The sequence below is a fragment of the Crenalkalicoccus roseus genome (assembly GCF_004761865.1).
GTDB lineage: Bacteria > Pseudomonadota > Alphaproteobacteria > Acetobacterales > Acetobacteraceae > Crenalkalicoccus > Crenalkalicoccus roseus.
This window is the reverse complement of the sequence record NZ_SJDM01000024.1, coordinates 13,924-32,212: the sequence shown is the minus strand read 5'-3', so window position 1 is coordinate 32,212 and position 18,289 is coordinate 13,924. Positions and strand designations below refer to the sequence as shown.

Sequence of the window (18,289 nt, the reverse complement as noted above, 5' to 3'; positions counted from 1 at the left end):
GCGGGGAATGCCGCGGCGCGGCGGGGGTAGGGAGGTGCGGATACCCCCCTCCCGGCGGCGCGGGGCGGCCCTCGCCGCCCTGGCGCTGCTCGGCGCCGGGACGCTGGCGGTGGCGCTCGACCGCGCCTTCCCGCCCGACCTCTCCCGCCTGCACGCGGTGGGGACCGAGGTGCTGGACCGCGAGGGCCGCACCCTCTCCGTGCTGCCGGCGCCGGGCGGGGTGTGGCGGCTTCCCACCGCGGCGGCCGACGTGCCGCCGCACCTGCTGGCGCTGCTGGTCGCCGCCGAGGACCGGCGCTTCCACCGCCATCCGGGCGTGGACCCGCTCGCCCTGGCGCGCGCCGCCTGGCAGTGGGCGCGGGCCGGGCGGGTGGTCTCGGGCGGCTCCACCCTCTCCATGCAGGCGGCGCGGCTGCTGGAGCCGCGGCCGCGCGGCCTGCGCGGCAAGGCGGCCGAGATGCTGCGCGCCCTGCAGCTCGAGGCGCGGTTCGGCAAGCAGGGGGTGCTCCGCATCTGGCTGACCCTGGCGCCGATGGGCGGCAACCTGGAGGGGGTGCGGGCCGGCTCGCTCGCCTGGTTCGGCCGGCCCGCCGCCGCGCTCGACCCGGCCGAGGCGGCGCTGCTGGTCGCCCTCGCCCGCCGGCCGGAGGCGCTGCGCCCCGACCGCCATCCGGAGCGCGCCGCGGCGGCGCGCGATGCCGTGCTGCTGCGCCGCGCCGCCGGGGCGCCGGGCCTCTCGGCGGAGGACGTGGCCCTCGCCCTCGCCGCCCCGGTGCCGGCGGCGCGGCGGCCGATGCCGCGCCTCGCCCCGCACCTGGCGCGGGAGCTGGCGCGGGGGGCGGCGCCGCGCCTCGTCACCACCCTCGACCTTTCCCTGCAGCGCGCGGCGGAGGAGATCGCGGCCGAGGCGCTGCGCGCGCTGCCCGAGCGCGCCTCGCTGGCGCTGCTGGTGGCGGAGCTCGGCCCGCGCGAGGTGCGCGCCCTGGTCGGCGGCGATTTCGGCGCCGGGGCGCGGGCGGGGTCGCTCGACCTGACGCGGGCGGTCCGCTCGCCCGGCTCGGCGGCCAAGCCCTTCCTCTACGCCATGGCCTTCGAGGCCGGCATCGCCGCGCCCGGCACGCTGCTCGACGACCTGCCGCGGCGCTTCGGCGCCTACGCGCCGGAGAATTTCGACCGCGGCTTCGCCGGGCGCGTCACCCTGGCCGAGGCGCTGCGCCGGTCGCTGAACCTGCCGGCGGTGGCGCTGCTGGCCGAGGTCGGGCCGGCGCGCCTGGCCGCGGCGCTGAAGGCCGCCGGCGCGCCGCCGCGCCTGCCGCCGGGCGCCGACCCCTCCCTGCCGCTGGCGCTCGGCGGCTTCGGCGCCACGCTGCGCGAGATGGCCGCGCTCTACGCCGTGCTCGGCGACGGGGGGCGGGCGGGGCCGCTGCGCCTGCTCCCCGGCCCGGAGGCGCGGGGGGCGCCGGTGCTGGAGCCGCGCGCCGCCGCCCTTGCCGCGGCGATCCTGGTGCAGCCCTTTCCGGGCGGCGGGCCGTCGGGCATCGCCTGGAAGACCGGCACAAGCTGGGGCGGGCGGGATGCCTGGGCGCTCGGCTTCGACGGGCGGCACGTCGCCGCCGTCTGGGTCGGGCGGCCGGACGGCACGCCGCTGCCCGGCGCCGGCGGCGCGCGCACCGCCCTGCCGCTGCTCGCCCGCCTGTTCGAGCGCCTGCCGCCGGCGCCGCTCGCCCCCCTGACGGTGCGCCCCGGCACCCCGCCGCCGCTGGCCGCGGCGCCCGACCGGCTCAGGCTGCTCTTCCCCCCGCCCGGCGCCGTACTGGCCGAGGCGCCGGGGCCGGTGACGCTGCGTGCCGCCGGCGGGCGGCGGCCGCTGACCTTCCTGGTGGACGGCCGCCCCCTGCCCGCCGACCCGGCGCGGCGCGAGGCCGCCTGGACGCCGCCCGGCCCCGGCTTCTACCGGGTGACGGTGCTGGACGCCGAGGGCGCGGCAGCGGCGGCGGAGCTGCGGGTGCGGTAGAGGGATCGCGGACGGCGGAAAGGGCCGTTCGCGCGACGCCGCCGCGCGAAGGGCGGGAGCAGGCGGCACCGGCCGGAGCGCCGGCGCCGCCGCGCCTCACGCGGCGCCGGCCCGCCGCGCCGGCAGGGCGGCGATGGCGGCGGCGAAGGCCTCGAGGGTCTGCGCCACGTCGCGCTCCTCATGCGCGAGCGAGAGGTAGAATTTGCTTTCCCCCTTCAGGATGCCGCCCTGGCGCAGATGGGCGTTGACATGCGCCTGCACCTCCCTGTCGGCGCGCAGCGTGCCGCGGTAGTCGCGCACCTCGCCATCGGCGAACACCACGTCGAAGAGCGGCGGCTCGCCGACCACCTGCGCGGGCAGGCCGGCGCGGCGGAGCTGGTCCGCGATGCCCTCCATCAGCGCCCGGCCGGTGGCGAAGACCTTCTCGTAGGCGCCGGGGCGGCGGAGGATCTCCAGCGTCTTCAGCCCGGCCACCGAGGCGACCGGGTTGCCGGAGAGGGTGCCGATCTGCAGCAGGAAGCGGTCCTCGCCGACCTGCGCCTTGTCGAAATGCGCCATGATCCCGGCGCGGCCCGCCACCGCCGCCAGCGGGAAGCCGCCGCCGATGATCTTGCCGAGCGTGCAGAGGTCGGGCGTCACGCCGTAATAGGCCTGCGCGCCGCCATAGGCGAAGCGGAAGCCGGTGACGACCTCGTCGAAGATCAGCAGGATGCCGTGGCGGTCGCAGAGCGCGCGCAGCGCGGCGAGGAAGCCGGGCGCGGGCGGGATCAGGCGCTGGAAGGGCTCGACGATGATGGCGGCGATCTCCTCGTGCCGCGCCGCCACCAGCCGCTCCACCGCCTCGGCGTCGTTGAAGGGGGCGACCAGCACCTCGTCGCGCACCGATCGCGGGATGCCGGCGGAATCCGGCACGGGGAGGGGGAAGTTGCCCGGCTGGCGCGGCGCCAGGCTCATCAGCCCGTAGTCGCTCATGCCGTGGTAGCCGCCCTCGAATTTCAGGATCCTGTCGCGGCCGCGGAAGGCGCGGGCGAGGCGCATGGCGTAGAGGTCGGCCTCGGTGCCGGAGGAGAGGAAGCGCACCTGCTCGGCGCAGGGCACCGCCTCGACGATCGCCTCGGCGAGCGCGATGCCGTGCTCGTTGTTGGCGAAGAAGGTGGTGCCGCGCCCGACCTGCTCCCGCACCGCCTCCACCACCTCGGGGTGGCAGTGGCCGATGAACATGGGGCCGGAGCCGAGCAGGTAGTCCACGTACTCGTTGCCGCTGACATCCCACACCCGGCCGCCGCGCCCCTCGCGGATGACGATGTCGGCGGCGAAATTGCCGAAGCTGCCGGCGGGCAGCACGCGGCGGGCGCGCTCGATCAGCGCCGTCTCCTCCGCGCTCCTGGCGATGGCCATGCGGACGCTCCCTCCCTTGTCCGGTGTCCGGGCGGGAGTAGAGCGGTTTCCGGCCGCGGACGCTACCGCCCCGCCCCGCCGGGGAGCAGCTTCGGCGCCACCTCCTCCAGCACCCGGTCCACGAAGGCGCCGGCCATGCCGGTGTAGCCGCGCGGGTCGAGCAGGCGGTCGATCTCCCCGGCCGGCAGCGCGGCGACGATGCGCGGGTCGGCGAGCAGCGCCTCGCGCAGCGGCCGCCCAGACTCGAAGGCGGCCATGCACACCTCGTAGACCATCTCGTGCGCCTCCTGCTTGCCGAAGCGGTGGCCGAGGGCGAACATCACCCGCTCGCTCATCAGCAGCCCGTCCAGCGCCGAGAGGTTGCGCGCCATGGCCTCCGCGCGCACGGTCAGGCCGCGCATCACCCAGGCGGACTTCACCAGCGCCGCGTGGGTCAGGCAGCAGAGCCGCGCCGTCCATTCGCGCTCGGACTGCAGCACGATCTTGTCGCGCTCGTGCTCGGCCATCACCCCCTCGATCGCCTGGGGCGCGACGGCGCGCGCGGCGCGGGCCAGGGCGGCGATGGTCTCGCACACCGCCGGGTTGCGCTTGTGCGGCATGGTGGAGCTGCCGACCTTGCCGTGGGCGAAGGGCTCCTCCAGCTCGGCGGTCTCGGTCTTCTGCAGCGCATAGACCTCCTGCGCCATCTTTCCCGCCGTTCCGGCGACGATCGCCAGCACGCAGGCGCACTCCGCCATGCCGTCGCGCGCCGTGTGCCAGGCAATGAGCGGCACGCCGAGGCCGAGCTCCTCGAACAGCCCCCGCCGCACCGCCTCGCCCTCCGCCCCCAGCGCGGCCAGTGTGCCGACGGCGCCGCCGAACTGCCCGACCAGTACGCGCGGGCGCATCTCCGCGATCCGGTCGAGGTGGCGCGCCACCTCGGCGGCCCAGACCGCGGCCTTGAAACCGAAGGTGACGGGCAGCGCCTGCTGGCCATGGGTGCGCCCTGCCATCACCGTGTCGCGATGGGCGCGGGCGAGGGCGCAGAGCGCGCCGAGCAGATCGCGCAGTGCGGCCTCGATCTCCGCCAGCGCGTCGCGGAGCTGGAGCACCGTGCCGGTGTCCATGATGTCCTGGGTGGTGGCGCCCCAGTGGATCCATTCGGCGGCGTCGCCGGGGCAGATCGCCTGCACCGCGCGCAGCAGCGGCACGATCGGATGGCTGGTGCGGTCCATCTCCCGCTTCATGGCGTCGAGGTCGAGCAGCTCCACCCGCGCGTGCTCGCAGATGGCGCGCGCCGCCGCCTCGGGGATGATGCCGAGCCTGGCCTGCACCCGCGCCAGCGCCGCCTCGACGTCGAGCCACCGCTGCACCGTCGCCTCGTCGGAGAAGATCTCCCGCATGCGCGGCGTGCCGAACTGGTCGCCGAACAGCCGGCTGTCGGTGACATGGGTGCCCATCCGGCGCGTCCTCCCGCTGGTTTTCCCGCAGCCTGCCGCCCGCGGCGGGGCGGCGCAACGGGGCGGGGGATCAGTGGCCGGGCGGCGCCCCGGCGAGCAGGCTGGCGTGGATCCAGCCCCAGGGCTCGCCGTCGCCGACGCGGACCCAGCCGCCCGGCGCCTGGTCGAACACCTCGAGCGTCCGGCCGCGCGGCACCACGGAGAGCACCGAGGCGCCGCCGCCCGGCCCGGCGCGCAGATTGGCCGGGGAGTGGACCAGCACCCGCTCCCGCGCCCCGCCGCCGGCGGCCGGGGGCGGCGGCATGGCGGTCCCGGTCGCCGCGACCGGGGGCCGGGGCGGCGCCTGGGCGGAGACGGGCTCCGGCCGCGGCGCCTCGGCATCGCGGCAGAAGCGCTCCCGCGCCCAGGGGGTGGGGCGGATCACGCCGGGCCCCTCCTCCAGGATGGTCGTGGCGCCGCGCGGGCGGATGCGGGCATCGGCGGGCAGCGCCGCCCCGTCCTCGGGGAGCACGACGCGGAGGACGAAGCGAGCGGTGCCGCCGGGCAGTTCGGGGGAGGCGATGGTGCCGCAGACGGCGCGCTCATCCTCGGGGCCGTAGCGCCAGACGCCGAGCACGGCGAAGCGCGCTTGGTCGGGGTCGCGCAGCCGCGCGCGCAGGCTCTGCAGCGCCAGCGCCTCGGCCTGCGCGGCGGGGTCGGGCGGCGGGGGAAGGGCGGAGGCGGCCACCACCTCCTCCGTGCCGGCGCGCAGCAGCAGCACGGCGGCGAGGGCGGCGAGCAGCCCCGCGCCGATTACCGGTGGCCATGCCCTGCGAGTCACTGCCTCCTCCTCCGGCTCTGACAGCGGAACGAAAGCGCTTGGGTGGTGACGGGTTTCCGGCCCGCCACGAAAAAGCCATAAATTCGCATGGTCCGAAACAAAACAGGACGGGAGCCTCACGGCCCCCGCCCCCTCCTGGGCGGTGATGCGCCCGTTCCACCTGCCGGGGACGGGCGGCCCGTCCCCGCGCGGGATCTCAGGCCCTGAGCGCCCGCGGCAGCTCGGCCACCGCGCGGTCGATCAGCTTCGCGTCGGCGGCGGCGTCCATCCGCTCGGCGATGACGTTGCGGGCGGCGGCGGTGGCGATCTCGGCCGCGGCGGCGCGCACCTCGGCGAGCGCGCCGGCCTCGGCCGCGGCGATGCGGTCCATCGCCATGCGCTCGCGCCGCTTCGCCGCCGCCTCCGCCTCGGCCGCCGTCGCCTCGGCGACGCGCTGCGCCTCGGCGCGGGCGCGGGCCAGCAGCTCCTCGGCCTCCTTCAGCGCCGCGGCGCGGTCGGCCTCGGCCTGGCGGCGCATCGCCTCGGCCTCGGCGCGCAGGCGCGCGGCCTCGTCCAGCTCGGCGCGCACGCGCTCGGCGCGGGCGTCCAGCAGGGCGGCGATGCGCCGCCAGGCGAGGCGCCCGACCAGCACGACAAAGAGGATGGTGCTGGCGGCGACCCAGAATTTGGGATCGTGCCAGAAATAGGCGTAGCCGTTGGGCATGGTCAGGCCCTCCCCCGCGCGGCGAGCTCGCGCTCCACGGCGCGCTCCACCGCCTTGCGGTCCGCCCGGCCGATCAGCCGCGCGACCAGCGCGTCCGCGGTCTCCGCCGCCACCTGGCGGAGCGCGCCCATCGCGGCGTCGCGCGCCGCGGCGATGCGCTTCTCCGCCTCCTGGATCTGGGAGTCGAGGCGGGCGTTCAGCGCCTCGGTCCGCGCCGCCGCCTCGGCCTGGGCCTGCTGCAGCGCCGCGGCGATCGCCGCCTGCGCCTCGGCCCGCGCCCGGGCGGTGGCCGCCTCGTGCTCGGCCACGGCGCGGTCGGCGCTGTCCTTGGCGGCGCGGGCCGCCTCGAGGTCGGCCTCGATGCGCCGGCGCCGCTCCTCCAGCACGCTCCCCACCTGCGGCAGCGCGTAGCGCGCCATCACGTAGTAGAGCAGGCCGAAGATGATCAGCAGCCAGACGACATGGGAGATCAGCAGCCGCCCCTGGACGGGGTGACCGAAGGCGAGCTGCGGCATGCCCGGCACGGGCTCGCCCGGCGGCGGCGCCCCCAGCGCCACGCATGGCACCGCGGCCCCGATCAGGGCGGCGGCCAGAACCAACCGACGCATCGTGGATCTCCTCCTCGCCCGGATGGATACGCCGGCGCGCCCGCCCCGGCCAGGGGCGCGCGCCCGGCGCAGGCTCAGGCGAACAGGATGAGGAAGGCGATCAGCAGGGCGAACAGCGCCACCGCCTCGGTCAGCGCGAAGCCCAGGATGCCGATCGGGAAGACCGCGTCGCGGGCGCCCGGGTTGCGGGCCACGCTGTTGATCAGCGAGGAGAAGATGTTGCCGATGCCGAGGCCCACGCCGAACAGGGCGATCACGGCGATGCCGGCCCCGAGGGCCTTGTAGGCGGCGACGTAAGCGGCAGGATCCATCGTTCGTGTCCCTCTTGCTGGACCGGGTTGGAAGGCGTTCTGCGGGGGACGCTCAGTGCAGGTGCACCGCGTCGTGCAGGTAGATGCAGGTCAGGATGGCGAAGACGTAGGCCTGCAGGAAGGCCACCAGCACCTCGAACGCGACCAGGGCGACGTTCAGCGCCAGCGGCAGCAGCGCGACGAACGGGCCGATCACGGCGAGGCCGCCGAGCATCACGACGAAGCTGGCGAACACCTTCAGCATGACGTGGCCGGCCACCATGTTGGCGAAGAGGCGGATCGAGAGGCTGACCGGGCGCGACAGGTAGGAGACGATCTCGACCGGCACGATGATCGGCGCGAGCCACACCGGCGCGCCCTCGGGGAAGAAGTAGCCGAAGAACTTCCGCCCGTGGATCGCCAGCGCCACCACCGTGATCAGCACGAAGACGATCGCGGCCAGGGTGAAGGTGACGGCGATGTGGCTGGTGTAGGTGAAGGCGTAGGGGAACAGCCCCAGCATGTTGCCGAACAGGATGAACATGAACAGCGAGAACACGAAGGGGAAGAACCGCTTGCCCTTCTCCCCCACCTGCTCGGTCACCAGCCCGTGGACGAACTCGTAGGCGGATTCCGCGAGCGCCTGCATCCGTCCCGGGATGAGGGCGCGCTTCGCGGTGCCCCACATCATCAGCGCGGTGATCAGCCCGACGGCGATCAGCATGTGCAGGTTGGACTGGGTGAAGCCGACGGACTCGCCGACCCTGCCGAGGACGGGAACCAGGATGAACTGGCTCAGCGCGTCGATCGTGTTGCCTTCGGCGGCCACGGGCTGTGCTCCCCCAACGCTGCGGCTACGAACCGGTGCCGCGGCGCGGGTTGAACAGCCTGTACACGTTCAGCACCCCGGCGGCACCGCCCACCACGAAGAACAGCAGGAAGAGCCACGGCCAGGTCCCGAGCCATCGGTCCAGCAGCAGGCCGATGAGGATCCCGACCACAAGGGCCGAGAATACCTCGACGCCGGCGCGGAAGCCGATCCCCCAAGGACCGGCGGGAAGGCCGCCCCGGCCTGCTTCGCCCGGCCTGTCGAGGCCCCTTCGGGCCCGTGCCGCGCGCAGCCGATCCTCGAACCCGTCCCGATCGTTCACCGTGCTCCTCCGTCGGTTCCCCGCCGGAAGGCACCGGGCTGCTACGGCACCCCCCGCGGCATGTCAAGCAAGCGCCGGCGGGGGCAGACGGCCCGGCACGGTCCGGATGGCCCCGCCCGGCCCGAGTGTGTCACGCCGGCCACCGCGCCGGCCAGGGGCGCGCGCCGCGATCAGCCGCCGTCCATCGCCCGCATCCGCCGCGCCATCTCCTCGGGCGGCACCTCCTCGACATGGGAGGCGACGTGCCAGATGTGGCCGAAGGGATCCTGCACCGTGCCGGAGCGGTCGCCGTAGAACTGGTTCTCCACCGGCCGCTGCAGCGCCGCGCCGGCGGCGACGGCGCGCGCCACGGTGGCGTCCACCTCCGCGACGTAGAGGTGCAGCGTCACCGGCGAGCCGCCGAGCGCGCGGGGGTCGCGTATCCCGTGTTCCGGCACCGCGTCGGCCAGCATCACCACGCTGTCGCCGATCTCGATCTCGGCGTGGCCGATGCGGCCGTTCGGCATCGGCAGGCGCATCCGCTCGCGCGCCCCGAAGGCCTCGGCATACCAGGCGAGGGCGCGCGCGGCGTCCTCCAGGATCAGGTAGGGGGTGACGCTGCGGTAGCCGGGCGGGATCGGGGGCACGGGCATGGCTTGGGGTCCTCCTCCACGCGGCGCGTCGGCCGCGCGCCATGCTGGCCCGGGGCGCGGCGGGAATTCAAGAACAGAATAAGAACAAAAAAGAGATTGGGCGCACCCGCCCGCGCCCGTACGGGCATCCCCCTCCCGCTCCGGCGCGCGATCCGCCCCCCCTACAGCCGCCGCGCCAGCGCGGCGAGGCCGACCATCGCCGCGTCCGGACGCACGATCAGGGCGGCCGGCACCCGCGCCAGCCAGTCGCGGAACCGCCCCTTCGCCTCGAAGCGCGTGCGGAAGGCCGAGGCGGCGAGGAATTCCGGGAAGCGGGGCGCGATGCCGCCGGCGACGAACACCCCCCCGCGCGCCCCATAGGCCAGCGCCATGTCCCCCGCCACGCCGCCGAGGATGGCGCAGAACATCTCCAACGCCTCACGGCAGACCGGGCAGGTGCCGGCCAGCGCCGCGGCGGTGATCTCGGCGGCGCCGCGCGCGGGCACCGCCACGCCGCCGATCTCCGCCAGGGCGGCGTACAGGTTCTCGATCCCGCCGCCCGACAGCGCCCGCTCGGCCGAGACGTGGCCGCCGAAGCGCGGGCGCAGCGCTTCGATCACCGCCGCCTCCCGCGCGTCGTGCGCGGCGAGGCTGGTGTGGCCGGCCTCGGTCGGCAGCGCCCGGTCGGGGGGGAGGAAGCAGGCGACGCCGAGGCCGGTGCCGGGCCCGAGCACCGCCATCGGCGTGCCCGGCACCGGCGCCCCCCCGCCCAGCGCCAGCAGGTCCGGCCCGGAGAGGTGCGGCAGCGCCCAGGCCAGCGCCTCGAAATCGTTGATCACCCGCACCGCGGGAATGCCGAGCGCGGCGGCGATCGCCGCCCCGTCCACCCACCAGCCGCGGTTGGTCAGCCGCACCCGGTTCTCCTCCACCGGTCCGGCCACGGCGAGCAGCGCGGCGCAAGGCGGCCGAGCGGGCGCGGCCTCGGCCAGGAAGGCGGCGATCGCCGCCTCGATGTCTGCATAGGCGTCGAGCTTGACGCGGTGCAGCGCCCCCGGCCCGGCGGCGCCGAGCAGGGCGAAGCGGGCGTTGGTGCCGCCGATGTCGGCGATCAGCCGGGGCGCGTCGGTGTCTGGCATGGTGCTCCCGCGTCAGGTCGGCAGGTATGGTGGCCGGCGCGCGGCCGGCCCGGGAAGCTTCGCCGCAACGCCAGGGGGAAGGGAACGCCCATGAGGATCACGCATGTGTCGCTGACGCTGTTTGCCTGGGAGGGCATCCCGCCCACCTCCTACCATTCGGCGGCGACCCAGGCCGGCGGCGCCTCCGCCCTCGGCCTGCTGCGCATCGGCACCGATGCCGGGATCACCGGCCACGCCTTCCTCGGCTCGGCGACGCATACGGCGGAGAACGACGGGCCGGGGCTGATCCGCTTCCTGAAGCCGCTGCTGCTCGGCAAGGACCCGCTGGAGCGCGAGCGGATCAACGCCGCGCTCTGGCCCTTCTCCCGCCTGGTCTCGGTGCGCGCGATCGGCGCCGTGGACGTGGCGCTGTGGGACATCGCCGGCCAGGCGGCGGGGCTGCCGATCCACCGCCTGCTCGGCACCTGCCGCACCGCGATCGGCGCCTACGCCTCCTCCGCGCGGCTCGCCTCGGTCGAGGCCTACGCCGAGGAGGCGCAGCGGTTCAAGGCAGGCGGCTGGAAGGGCTACAAGATCCACCCGCCGCAGGACCCGGCCACCGACATCCGGGTGTGCGAGGCGGTGCGCCGCGCGGTCGGCGACGACTACACGCTGATGCTCGATTCCACCTGGGCCTACGACTTCCCCTCGGCGCTCCGGGTCGGGCGCGCGGCAGAGCGGCTCGGCTTCCTCTGGTACGAGGACCCGCTGCACGAGCAGGACATCACCGGCTACGTCAAGCTGCGCCAGAAGCTCGACATCCCGATCATGGCCACCGAGTATCCGGCGACCGGCCTCGAATCCTACGCGCCGTGGGTCATGCTGCAGGCCACCGACTACCTGCGCGGCGACGTCGCGGTGAAGGGCGGCATCACCACCATGGTCAAGACCGCGCACCTCGCCGAGGCCTTCCGCATGAACTACGAGGTGCACCACGGCGGCAACTCGCTGAACAACGTCGCCAACCTGCATGTCTGCATGGCGATCCGCAACACCACCTTCTTCGAGGTGCTGCTGCCCGACGGCGCGCACAAGTACGGCCTCGTCGAGGACATCGCGGTGGACCGCGACGGGCTGGTGCGCGCCCCCGAGGGGCCCGGCCTCGGCGCCGAGATCGATTTCGACCTGATCGGGCGGAAGCGGATCGCGGTGCTGGAATGACCCTCCGCCGGGTCAGGCGCCCAGCGTGTCTGCGGCGATGACGGGGCGGCGGATCTCCCCGCCCCATTCCTGCACCACCTCGCCGCCCGCCACCGTCTCCGGCGCGTGCTCGGGGTCCTGCACCAGCACGTCGGGGCGCAGCAGGCGGATCAGCTCCACCGGGCTGTCGCCCGTGAAGCGCGTGACCAGGTCCACCTCGGCGAGTTCGGCCAGCGCCTCGGCGCGGCCATCGGCCTCGTGCAGGGCCACCACCAGCCGGTCGCACCAGGCGCGGGCCTGGGCCAGCACGCCGGGCAGGTCGGCCATGGCGCTGCCGGCGATCAGGCCGATGCGCCAGCCGGCGCGGCGCCAGCGCTCCGCCCGCTCCATCGCCTGCGCCCGCGTCACCAGCTTGCGCCGCGCCAGCCAGCCGGGCTGCAGCACCTCCAGGAACTCGTCCTCGCGCACCACGGAGATGCCGGTCTTGCCCATGACGATGCCGGCGGCGAGCGCGCCGAGCCGGGCCGAGACGCGGAGCGGCAGCCCGGCCGAGAGCCCGGCCGCGGCCACCGCCACCACCGCGTCGTCGGCGCCCGCGGGGTCCACCACGTCGGCGACGTCGCAGGGCATGTGGCTCACCCGCTCCTCGCCGCCCGGCTCCTCGGGGGCCTCGACCAGGGTGAGACCGGTCTCGCCGCGCAGGACCAGCACCGCGCCGAAGCCGTGCGCGGCGCGCAGCGCCCGCGCCGCGGCCACCGCCTCGGCCCGGGTCGAGGCGGGCAGGCCGGTGCTCTCGGCCAGCTCGGCGCTGGTGGCGATGATGAGGTCGGCGCCGGCGAAGCGGGCATGCGCCCCGCCCTTCGGATCCACCACCACCTTCCGCCCGGCGGCGCGCGCCGCGGCGATGAGCTGCGCCGCGGTGTCGGCGGCCAGCACGCCCTTGCGGTAGTCGGACAGCACCATCACCGCCGTCGCCGCCACGGCGTCGGAGGCGATGCGCACCAGCCGCTCGGCGAGGCGGGGGTGGATCGGCGCGGTGTTCTCGTGGTCGGCGCGCAGCAATTGCTGCCCGGCGGCCATGAAGCGGGTCTTGGTGGTGGTGGCGCGCCCGCCCTGCACCAGCAGCCAGGGCTCGACCCCCGGCTGGCCGCCGATCAGCCCGGTGAGGTCGCTGCCCGCCTGGTCGTCCCCGACCACCGAGACGAAGGCGACGGCGACGCCGAGCGCGGTGAGGTTGCGCACCACGTTGCCGGCGCCGCCGGGCAGCGCCACCTCGCGCTCCACGCACAGCACCGGCACCGGCGCCTCGGGGCTGACGCGCTCGACCCGGCCGAAGACGTAGCGGTCCAGCATGGCGTCGCCGACCACGAGGGCGGTGCCGCGGCGAAGCTGGCGGACGGCGTCCGCGAGATCCGCCGTGGGCGGGGTCGCGGGGTCGGCGGAGACAGGCGCGGGGCCGTGCATGGGGCTGCGGTAGCCCAAGCCGTGGCCGGGGCGCAAGGCATGGCGCCGCGATTCGGGCCGGCGCGCCCGCCGCGCGCTCAGGCGACCAGGAAGCCCAGGCGCTGCTCCTCGAGCACGAGGCAGGTCAGGTCGCCGCCGTAGCAGGCGCCGGTGTCGATGCCGATGCGGTGCGGCCGCACCGCGGGCGACGGGCTCGGCGTGTGGCCGTGCACCACCACCATCGGCAGCTCCCCCTCCCAGGAGAGGAAGGGCTCGCGGATCCAGAGCAGGTCGAACGGGTCCTGGCGGTCGAGCGGCACGCCGGGGCGGATCCCGGCATGGACGAAGAGGTAGTCGCCCGCCGCCCAGCGCAGCGGGCAGCGGCGCAGCAGCGCCAGGTGCGCCGCCGGCAGCGCCTCGGCCAGGCGCGGATCGCCGGGGTCGACGCCGTAGCTCGCCAGGGTCTCCTGGCCGCCATTGTCCAGCCAGAAGGGCATGGCCCCGGGATGGGCGCGGGGGTCGCAGGCGTCGAGCATCATCGTCTCGTGGTTGCCGACCAGCGTCACCACCTCCGCCCCCGGCACCGGCGCGGGGCGCAGCAGCAGGTCGAGCACCCCGGCGCTGTCCGGGCCGCGGTCCACGTAGTCCCCGAGATAGACGAGCGCCACGCGCCGCGCCGGGCGCGCCCGCGCATGGGCGGCGATGCGGGCGTGCAGCGCCGCCAGCCGGCCGGCGCAGCCATGCACGTCGCCGACGGCGTAGACGCGCAGGCCCGGCGGCAGGGAGCCGGGCGCTAGCTGTTCGTTCAGCATGTCGGTGCGATTCTGGTCCCCGATCGCCGGATCCCGGCTCCTGTGCCGCTGCCCGCCCCGGCGGGCCCCCCGGACACTAGCCGGAACGTCGCCGCCTTGCACCGCGCCAGGACCGCGCATGACCGTGACCCTCCCTCCCGCCGCCCTCCCCCCCGCCGCCTGGCGGCGGGACGCGGCCGCCCCCTTCGCCGCCCGGCTGCGCCGGCTCCTGGCCGGGGGCGGGGCGGGGCAGGCGGCGCTGCGCCTCGCCCCGGCCGCGCCGCGCCGGCGCCGCGCCCTGCGCCTGCTGCTCGAGGAGGCGGCGCGGGAGGGAAGGGGAGAGGTGCTGGAGGCGCCGGGGGGCGCGCTGCTCCTGCTCGGGGAGGCGGGGGCGGCGGCGCGCGCCCGCGCCCTGCTCGACGAGGTGGGCCTCGACGCGGCGGGGGCGCTGTGGCGCCTGCCGGAGGAGGCCCCCGCGCTGCTGGCCTGGGCCGAGGCCGCTCCCCCGCCGGATCTTGCCGCCGCCCCCCTTGCCGGCCTCGACGCGGCGCTGCAGCGGCTGCCGCTGCCCCGCCTCCTCCGCCGGCGGGCGGTGCTCCGCCTCGGCCCCGGCCGGCCGCCCCGCGTCGCGCTGCGGCGCCTCGTCCTCTCCCGCGCCGCGCTCGCCGCCGCGCTCGGCTCGCCGGGCGAGGATCCGGACCTGCTCGACCACGCCGCCGACACCCTCGCCCGCCGCCTCGCCGCCGCGCCGTCCCTGCCGGCGGGGCCGGGCACGCTGCTGCCGCTGCCGCGCGGCGGAACGGTGCCGCCGGCGCCCGCCGAGGGGACGCTCGGCGCCCTGCCGCTGGAGGCGCTGGCCGCGCCGGACATGCCGGCGCGCCTCGCCGCCGCCGGCTGGACTCCGGCGATCGAGGGGCTGGACGCCGTGGCGCTGCGCCTGCTCTCCCCGGCGGCGCTGCCGGAGGGGGCGCCGCTGCTGCTGCTGCGCTGGTCCCCGGCCCTGGCCGACCGCGGGCCGGTGCAGGCGCTGCGCGCCCTCGACCCCGGGCGGCTCGTGCTGCTCGGCTGCGGCGGGGCGGAGGCGATCGCCTGGGGGCTCGCGCGCGGCATCGGGCTGTTCGCCGGCCCCGCCGTCGAGGCGCTGCTGCCGCCGGGCGAGGCGGAGGGCGCGGCGTGAGCGCGCTCGGCCCGGCGACGCCGGAGGCGGTCGGCCTGCCGCGCGCCGAGGACGCGGCCGCGCTGGCCGCCCTGGTGCGCGAGACCGTCGCCGCCGGGCTGGAGCGGGAGGCGCTGCACCTCCGGCTCGGCCCCCTCGCGCCCTGGCTGCGGCGCGCGCACCACCACCGGCTGCTGCGCGAGGCGCTGGCGCCGCTCGAGCGGCCGCACCGCGCACGGGTCTTCGCCCTGCCGAATGGCGACCTGGTGGCCCTGGCCCCGCCCGGGAACGCCCATCTCCGGGCGGCGGCGGAGACGCTCGGCGCCCTGCTGCCCGAGGCGCCCCCGGCGCTGCTGCGCCTGCCGCGGCAGGCGGCGGCGCTGCTCGCGGCGCTGGAGGCGGCGCTCGCCCCGGCCCCCGCGCCGGAGCCGCCGGCCGGGGGCGCGGGCGCCGGGGCGGCCGACCTCGCGGCGCTGGAGCGGACCCTCGGCACCGCCAGCCTCGCCGCCTTCCTGCGCTGCCGCCCGGTGCTGCACCTGCCGCCGGAGGGCGGGGTGAGCGAGCCGCGCTGGACCGAATGGCGCCTCGCCCTGCCGGAGCTGTGGGCGGCGCTGCTCCCCGGCCTCGACCCGGCGGCCTCGCCCGGCCTCGCGCGGCGGCTGCGCGGCGTGCTGGACCGCCGCCTGCTGGCCGAGCTGGCGCGGCCGGAGGAGGCGCGCCGCCTCGGCGCCGCCGGGCTCTCGCTCGGCCTCGCGGCGATCGCCTCGCCGGAGTTCCGGCGCCTCGACGCCGCGCTGGGGCGGGAGGGGCGGGCGGCGCTGCGCCTCGGCCTCCCGGCGGCCGAGGCGCTGGCCGACCCGGAGGGGTTCCTCGCCGCCGCCGCCCTCTGCCGCGGCCGCGGCTACCGCCTGGTGCTGGAGGCGGAGGGGCCGGCGGTGGCGGCGCTGCTGGCGCCGGAGCGGCTGGGGGTGGAGGCGGTGCGGCTGCCCTTCTCGCCGGCGCTGGCCGCGGCCGGCCTGCCCCCTTCCCTGCCGCCCGGCCGGGTGGTGCTGGCCGGGGTGGACCGCGCCGGGGGCATCGGCTGGGGTTGGGAGGCCGGCATCACCCTGTTCGAGGGGCGCCTGCTGCGGGGCTGAGCCGCGGCGCCCGCGGCTTGGCAGGCCGGCGGGCCGCCCGCATATGCCGCGCATCATGCACGCGCCCCTCGCCGCGCCGCCCGCCATCCTGGCCGAGCACCTCACCAAGCGTTACCGGAAGGACGCCCCGCCGGCGGTGGAGGACCTCTCCTTCGCCCTGCCGCGCGGCGAGACCTGGGGGCTGCTCGGGGGCAACGGCGCGGGCAAGACCACCACCATCGCCATGCTGCTCGGCCTGCTGCTGCCGACCTCGGGGCGGGTGCTCTGCCTCGGCCACGACATGGCGCGCGACCGCTTCACGGCGCTGGCGCGGATGAACTTCTCCTCCCCCTACATCGCGCTGCCGCACCGGCTCTCCGTCGCCGAGAACCTGCGGGTCTACGCCCACCTCTACGACGTGCCGCGGGCCGAGCGGCGGATCGCGGAGCTGGCCGAGCAGCTCCAGCTCACCGGGCTGCTCGACCGCCCGGGCGGCGAGCTCTCGGCAGGGCAGAAGACCCGCGTGGCGCTGGCCAAGGCGCTGATCAACCGCCCCGAGCTCCTGCTGCTCGACGAGCCGACGGCGAGCCTCGACCCCGACACCGGCGACTGGGTGCGCGGCTGGCTCGAGCGCTACCGGGAGGAAAGCGGCTGCGCCATCCTGCTCGCCAGCCACAACATGGGCGAGGTGGAGCGGCTCTGCTCCCACGTGCTGATGCTGCGCCAGGGCCGCATCGTGGACCAGGGCAGCCCGGAGGCGCTGATCGCCCGCTACGGCCGCGACGACCTGGAGCAGGTGTTCCTCGACATCGCCCGCGGCCGGCGCGCCGCGGCGGAGGCGCCGGCATGAGCGCCCCGGCGCGGGCCCTCGCGCCCGGGCGGACCGGCTCCCTGCGCGCCAGCGCGCGGCGCGTCTGGGGGCTGATGTACCGCCACCTCGCGCTCTACCGCCGCTCCTGGCCGCGGCTGGTCGAGCTGATGTACTGGCCGGTGCTGCAGATGGTGGTATGGGGCTTCGTCACCGCCTACCTGGCCGGGGTGCAGCACGGCGTCGGCAGCGTGGCGGCGGGCGTGCTGCTCGGCGGCGTGCTGCTGTGGGAGGTGGCGCTGCGCGGGCAGATGGGCTTCTCCATCTCCTTCCTCGAGGAGGTGTGGAGCCGCAACCTCGGCCACCTCTTCGTCAGCCCGCTGCGCCCGCAGGAGCTGGTGCTGGCGCTGATGGGCATGAGCGTGGTGCGCGTGCTGGTCGGCGTGGTGCCGGCGGTGCTGCTCGCCTGGGCGCTCTACGCCTTCGGGCTGTGGCGCATGGGGCCGGTGGTGGTGGCCTTCTTCGCGGCGCTGCTGCTGATGGGCTGGGCGGTGGCGCTCGGCGTCACCAGCCTGCTGCTGCGCTTCGGCGCGGGAGCGGAGGCGCTGGCCTGGTCGGTGCTGTTCGGCATCACCCCCTTCGCCGCGGTGTTCTACCCCGTCGCCGTGCTGCCGGAGTGGCTGCAGCCGGTGGCGCTGGCGCTGCCGGCGGCGCATGTGTTCGAGGGGATGCGCTCGGCGCTGCTCGAGGGCGTCGTCGCCTGGGGCCACCTGGCCTGGGCCTTCGGGCTGGACGCGCTGTGGCTCGGGCTGATGGGCCTCGTCTTCGCGCGCCAGCTTCGCGCGGCGCGGGAGAGGGGGGCGCTGCTCAACATCGGGGAGTGATGCCGGGCGCCTCGCGCCCGGAGCGGCGGCGGGGTAGAGGAGGGGCGTGACCGCCCCGACCCGCCTCTTCCTCGTCCGCCACGCCGTGGTCGAGCCCTCGGCCCGCGCCATCCTCTACGGCAGCATGGACGTCGCGCTCTGCGACATCGCGCTGCGCGAGGAGGCGGCGCTCTACCGCTGGCTCGCCTGGCGCCTGCCGCGCCCGGCCGCCTGGTACGTGACGACCCTCTCGCGCACCCGCGCCACCGCCGCCGCCATCTTCGCCGCCGGCTACCCCGCCCAGCCCCTCGCCGAAGAGCCGGACCTGCGCGAGCAGGACCTCGGCGAGTGGCAGGGCATCACCCATGAGGCGCTGGTGGAGCGGCTGCGCCATCCGCCCCACCCCTTCTGGCCGCACGGCGCCGAGGAGGAGCCGCCGGGCGGGGAGAGCTTCGCCCGGCTGCGCGAGCGCGTGGCGCCGACGCTGGAGCGCCTCGCCGAGCGCCACCGTGGCGAGGATGTGGTGATCGTCGCCCATGGCGGCTCGATTCGCGCCGCGCTCGCCCACGCGCTCGGCCTCTCCGCGCACCAGGCGCTGGTGTTCTCGATCCGCAACCTCGGGCTGACGCGGCTCGAGAAGCATGGGCCGGACTGGCGCGTCGCCGCGGTGAACGAGGAGCCCTGGACCGGCCCGCCGGCGGAGGATGCCAATTCGCAACAAGCCCCGGAAGCCTTGGACAGCGCGCCGCCGAGCCGTTAGCCTG

Annotated in this window: 19 protein-coding genes; 7 read left to right on the top strand and 12 right to left on the bottom strand. The window is 76.6% G+C overall.

The window, feature by feature from the left end:
• Positions 1–34 precede the first annotated feature (34 nt).
• Positions 35–2,014: a penicillin-binding protein 1C gene (gene pbpC / locus ET526_RS14590; protein WP_240048407.1), complete on the top strand. Its 1,980-nt coding sequence runs from the start codon at positions 35–37 to the stop codon at positions 2,012–2,014.
• 96 nt (positions 2,015–2,110) lie between these two features.
• On the opposite strand, the gene ET526_RS14585 is transcribed toward pbpC, so the two are convergent.
• The 10 genes from ET526_RS14585 to glk form a co-directional block, all read right to left on the bottom strand.
• Positions 2,111–3,412, bottom strand: a complete 1,302-nt coding sequence (locus ET526_RS14585; protein ID WP_135468437.1) for an aspartate aminotransferase family protein — start codon at positions 3,410–3,412, stop codon at positions 2,111–2,113.
• Positions 3,413–3,474: 62 nt separating this feature from the next.
• Positions 3,475–4,851: an adenylosuccinate lyase gene (gene purB, locus ET526_RS14580; protein WP_135468436.1), complete on the bottom strand. Its 1,377-nt coding sequence runs from the start codon at positions 4,849–4,851 to the stop codon at positions 3,475–3,477.
• Between the two features lie 70 nt (positions 4,852–4,921).
• Entirely contained in the window at positions 4,922–5,671 is a 750-nt protein-coding gene (locus tag ET526_RS14575) for an SH3 domain-containing protein (RefSeq protein WP_135468435.1), read from the bottom strand.
• Between the two features lie 196 nt (positions 5,672–5,867).
• Positions 5,868–6,374: a F0F1 ATP synthase subunit B family protein gene (locus ET526_RS14570; RefSeq protein ID WP_135468434.1), complete on the bottom strand. Its 507-nt coding sequence runs from the start codon at positions 6,372–6,374 to the stop codon at positions 5,868–5,870.
• Positions 6,375–6,376: 2 nt separating this feature from the next.
• Complete coding sequence (locus ET526_RS14565) at positions 6,377–6,982, bottom strand: F0F1 ATP synthase subunit B family protein (RefSeq protein WP_135468433.1); 606 nt, start codon at positions 6,980–6,982, stop codon at positions 6,377–6,379.
• Positions 6,983–7,056: 74 nt separating this feature from the next.
• Entirely contained in the window at positions 7,057–7,293 is a 237-nt protein-coding gene (locus ET526_RS14560) for an ATP synthase subunit C family protein (RefSeq protein WP_135468432.1), read from the bottom strand.
• A 52-nt stretch (positions 7,294–7,345) separates the two neighbouring features.
• The gene (locus ET526_RS14555; RefSeq protein WP_135468431.1) at positions 7,346–8,101 is read right to left on the bottom strand and encodes a F0F1 ATP synthase subunit A; all 756 of its coding nucleotides are present in this window, start codon (positions 8,099–8,101) and stop codon (positions 7,346–7,348) included.
• 25 nt (positions 8,102–8,126) lie between these two features.
• Complete coding sequence (locus ET526_RS14550) at positions 8,127–8,423, bottom strand: AtpZ/AtpI family protein (protein WP_135468430.1); 297 nt, start codon at positions 8,421–8,423, stop codon at positions 8,127–8,129.
• Positions 8,424–8,593: 170 nt separating this feature from the next.
• Entirely contained in the window at positions 8,594–9,055 is a 462-nt protein-coding gene (locus tag ET526_RS14545; RefSeq protein WP_135468429.1) for a VOC family protein, read from the bottom strand.
• A gap of 161 nt (positions 9,056–9,216) precedes the next feature.
• Positions 9,217–10,170: a glucokinase gene (glk, locus tag ET526_RS14540; protein ID WP_135468428.1), complete on the bottom strand. Its 954-nt coding sequence runs from the start codon at positions 10,168–10,170 to the stop codon at positions 9,217–9,219.
• A 90-nt stretch (positions 10,171–10,260) separates the two neighbouring features.
• Between glk and ET526_RS14535 the strand changes: the two genes are divergently transcribed.
• Entirely contained in the window at positions 10,261–11,370 is a 1,110-nt protein-coding gene (locus tag ET526_RS14535; protein WP_135468427.1) for an enolase C-terminal domain-like protein, read from the top strand.
• Between the two features lie 12 nt (positions 11,371–11,382).
• Here ET526_RS14535 and ET526_RS14530 read toward each other — a convergent pair whose 3' ends face one another.
• Together ET526_RS14530 and ET526_RS14525 are read right to left on the bottom strand one after the other, a co-directional pair.
• A complete protein-coding gene (locus ET526_RS14530) occupies positions 11,383–12,813 on the bottom strand; it encodes a PfkB family carbohydrate kinase (RefSeq protein WP_135468426.1) in 1,431 nt (476 codons plus the stop codon).
• A 77-nt stretch (positions 12,814–12,890) separates the two neighbouring features.
• Positions 12,891–13,604 (bottom strand): metallophosphoesterase family protein, encoded by a 714-nt coding sequence (locus tag ET526_RS14525; protein WP_135468425.1) that lies wholly within the window; start codon positions 13,602–13,604, stop codon positions 12,891–12,893.
• 118 nt (positions 13,605–13,722) lie between these two features.
• On the opposite strand from ET526_RS14525, the gene ET526_RS14520 reads away from it, so the two are divergent.
• The 5 genes from ET526_RS14520 to ET526_RS14500 are packed head-to-tail and all read left to right on the top strand — an operon-like array spanning position 13,723 to position 18,285.
• The gene (locus ET526_RS14520; protein ID WP_135468424.1) at positions 13,723–14,760 is read left to right on the top strand and encodes a hypothetical protein; all 1,038 of its coding nucleotides are present in this window, start codon (positions 13,723–13,725) and stop codon (positions 14,758–14,760) included.
• The gene (locus tag ET526_RS14515) at positions 14,757–15,875 is read left to right on the top strand and encodes a hypothetical protein (protein ID WP_135468423.1); all 1,119 of its coding nucleotides are present in this window, start codon (positions 14,757–14,759) and stop codon (positions 15,873–15,875) included. Before ET526_RS14520 ends, ET526_RS14515 begins: the two co-directional genes overlap by 4 nt.
• A gap of 55 nt (positions 15,876–15,930) precedes the next feature.
• Positions 15,931–16,704 (top strand): ABC transporter ATP-binding protein, encoded by a 774-nt coding sequence (locus ET526_RS14510; RefSeq protein ID WP_135468422.1) that lies wholly within the window; start codon positions 15,931–15,933, stop codon positions 16,702–16,704.
• The gene (locus tag ET526_RS14505) at positions 16,701–17,546 is read left to right on the top strand and encodes an ABC transporter permease (RefSeq protein WP_338025365.1); all 846 of its coding nucleotides are present in this window, start codon (positions 16,701–16,703) and stop codon (positions 17,544–17,546) included. The genes ET526_RS14510 and ET526_RS14505 overlap by 4 nt, the downstream gene beginning before the upstream one ends.
• Positions 17,547–17,592: 46 nt before the next feature.
• On the top strand, positions 17,593–18,285 hold the full coding sequence (locus ET526_RS14500; RefSeq protein WP_135468421.1) for a histidine phosphatase family protein: 693 nt from the start codon (positions 17,593–17,595) through the stop codon (positions 18,283–18,285).
• Positions 18,286–18,289: the final 4 nt, after the last annotated feature.

Excerpts from the sequence above, each read along its gene's own strand:
- ET526_RS14585 (WP_135468437.1), bottom strand. The coding sequence starts at position 3,412 with ATGGCCATCGCCAGGAGCGCGGAGGAGACGGCGCTGATCGAGCGCGCC.
- glk (WP_135468428.1), bottom strand. The coding sequence starts at position 10,170 with ATGCCAGACACCGACGCGCCCCGGCTGATCGCCGACATCGGCGGCACC.
- ET526_RS14505 (WP_338025365.1), top strand. The coding sequence starts at position 16,701 with ATGAGCGCCCCGGCGCGGGCCCTCGCGCCCGGGCGGACCGGCTCCCTG.
- purB (WP_135468436.1), bottom strand. The coding sequence starts at position 4,851 with ATGGGCACCCATGTCACCGACAGCCGGCTGTTCGGCGACCAGTTCGGC.
- ET526_RS14560 (WP_135468432.1), bottom strand. The coding sequence starts at position 7,293 with ATGGATCCTGCCGCTTACGTCGCCGCCTACAAGGCCCTCGGGGCCGGC.
- ET526_RS14510 (WP_135468422.1), top strand. The coding sequence starts at position 15,931 with ATGCACGCGCCCCTCGCCGCGCCGCCCGCCATCCTGGCCGAGCACCTC.
- ET526_RS14530 (WP_135468426.1), bottom strand. The coding sequence starts at position 12,813 with ATGCACGGCCCCGCGCCTGTCTCCGCCGACCCCGCGACCCCGCCCACG.
- ET526_RS14570 (WP_135468434.1), bottom strand. The coding sequence starts at position 6,374 with ATGCCCAACGGCTACGCCTATTTCTGGCACGATCCCAAATTCTGGGTC.
- ET526_RS14565 (WP_135468433.1), bottom strand. The coding sequence starts at position 6,982 with ATGCGTCGGTTGGTTCTGGCCGCCGCCCTGATCGGGGCCGCGGTGCCA.
- ET526_RS14520 (WP_135468424.1), top strand. The coding sequence starts at position 13,723 with ATGACCGTGACCCTCCCTCCCGCCGCCCTCCCCCCCGCCGCCTGGCGG.
- ET526_RS14545 (WP_135468429.1), bottom strand. The coding sequence starts at position 9,055 with ATGCCCGTGCCCCCGATCCCGCCCGGCTACCGCAGCGTCACCCCCTAC.
- ET526_RS14535 (WP_135468427.1), top strand. The coding sequence starts at position 10,261 with ATGAGGATCACGCATGTGTCGCTGACGCTGTTTGCCTGGGAGGGCATC.
- ET526_RS14525 (WP_135468425.1), bottom strand. The coding sequence starts at position 13,604 with ATGCTGAACGAACAGCTAGCGCCCGGCTCCCTGCCGCCGGGCCTGCGC.